General features: G+C 44.5%; 2 protein-coding genes and 1 pseudogene. 1 reads left to right on the plus strand and 2 read right to left on the minus strand.

The features are described from left to right. Positions 1–280: pseudogene (locus ACFVSH_RS26240) on the plus strand (DinB family protein); the annotation flags it as partial. Between the two features lie 179 nt (positions 281–459). Here the strand turns inward: ACFVSH_RS26240 and ACFVSH_RS26245 are convergent. Both ACFVSH_RS26245 and ACFVSH_RS26250 read right to left on the minus strand, forming a co-directional pair. After that, positions 460–1,167: an ABC transporter ATP-binding protein gene (locus ACFVSH_RS26245; protein ID WP_387604428.1), complete on the minus strand. Its 708-nt coding sequence runs from the start codon at positions 1,165–1,167 to the stop codon at positions 460–462. Continuing rightward, positions 1,167–1,786 (minus strand): ABC transporter ATP-binding protein (locus ACFVSH_RS26250; RefSeq protein WP_387708740.1); only part of this gene is annotated, 620 nt, incomplete at its 5' end. The genes ACFVSH_RS26245 and ACFVSH_RS26250, both read right to left, overlap by 1 nt.

The raw sequence follows: 1,786 nt of genomic DNA on the forward strand, positions 1-1,786 counted from the left end.
GAATGAACCACAGGCAGAAAATAATGACTCTACATTTCGATTACCAACTGAGACGTTAGAAAATTGGAAGGAAACAAAACAAGAATACTTTTATGTTCATCGTGAACTTGGAAAAATACTAGCAAAATCAGAACATGAAGATTTGTATAGACAGATTCCAGGAGATAATCCATTAGTGCTTGAACTGAAGAGTTTAGCCATGCACGACGCATATCATATTGGGCAAATTGTATTCCTTAGTAAAATGCAAGGAGCTTGGCCAGAGAAACGCAGCTTTTAAAAAAGCTTTATTAGCTTTACAGCTATTCCATTATAGGGGGTTTTAATAGAATAAGAACGGGAACGTCCAAATCGGACGTTCCCGGTATTTTACCTAAAAAACGACAAATACTGCTTAACAAAGCCTAAAATTTGAATACAATTCCTTTGGTCTACAAACTCAAACATCCAATCGGCAGTTCAATGGCCTCCTAAATAGGCCATTTTTATTTCTTCACTTGAAGTGAGTTCATCGGCATTGCCCGAGAGGACGATCCGGCCCGTTTCAACAACATAAGCCCGATCTGCAATGGATAGGGCAAGGTTGGCGTTTTGCTCGACCAAAAGGATCGTTGTGCCGGACTCACTGATTTCCTGGATGATGTTGAATATTTGCTTCACCAGAAGCGGTGCAAGGCCCATCGAAGGTTCATCGAGCAATAATAAACGTGGTTTCGCCATTAAAGCCCGGCCCATTGCAAGCATCTGCTGTTCTCCGCCTGAAAGCGTGCCAGCCTGCTGTTTGATTCTCTCCAGCAGCCTCGGAAATAACTCATAGACCTTTTTCATGTCTTTATTAATGTTCTCTTTGTCTTTTCGCAAATAGGCCCCAAGCTCCAGGTTCTCGGAAACCGTCATGTTAGCAAAGACACGGCGCCCTTCAGGTACATGGGATATGCCCATTTTCACGATGGACTGGGCAGCTTTTCCTCCGATCGGATTGCCTTCGAACAGAACTTTTCCTTGCTTTGGTTTTAACAGGCCGGATATCGTTTTGAGCAGCGTGCTTTTTCCCGCTCCGTTCGCCCCGATCAATGTCACGATCTCCCCCTCGTTTATCTCCATGGAAACCCCTTTCAACGCTTGGATATTGCCATAATAAACATTGATGTCCTCTATTTTCAGCATCAGGAAACCTCCTCCCCTAAATATGCCTCGATAACCTTTGGATCGTTGCGGATTTCTTCCGGCTTTCCGTGTGCGATTAGCTGTCCATGATCAAGGACATAAATCCGTTCGCATACCCCCATGACCAATGACATATCATGTTCGATGAGCAAGACGGTAAGATTGAATTCCCTCCGGATAAAAGCAATGAGGTTCATCAATTCTTTCGTTTCATGCGGGTTCATCCCGGCTGCGGGTTCATCCAGTAAAAGGAGTTTCGGATTGGCGGCAAGAGCACGGGCAATCTCCAGCCGCCTTTGCTGTCCGTATGGAAGATTCTTCGCTTTTTCATCCTTAAAATGATCAAGGTTGAATATCCTCAAGAATTCCAGCGCCTTTTCATTCATTTCCTTTTCCCCGGAAAAATGTCCCGGCACCCGGAATATGGAACTTGCAATTCCATGCTTGGCAAGCGAGTGGTAAGCAACCTTCACGTTATCGATCACGGATAACTCACTGAAGAGGCGAATATTTTGAAAGGTCCTCGAAATCCCTTTCCGGGTAATTTTATATGGAGGCTGCTTATTTAGATTTTCCCCGTTCAAGGCAATCGTTCCTTCTGTAGGGACATACACACCCG

Origin of the sequence: Peribacillus sp. NPDC058002 (genome assembly GCF_042886655.1) — a bacterium.
Classification (GTDB): Bacteria; Bacillota; Bacilli; order Bacillales; family DSM-1321; genus Peribacillus; species Peribacillus aracenensis.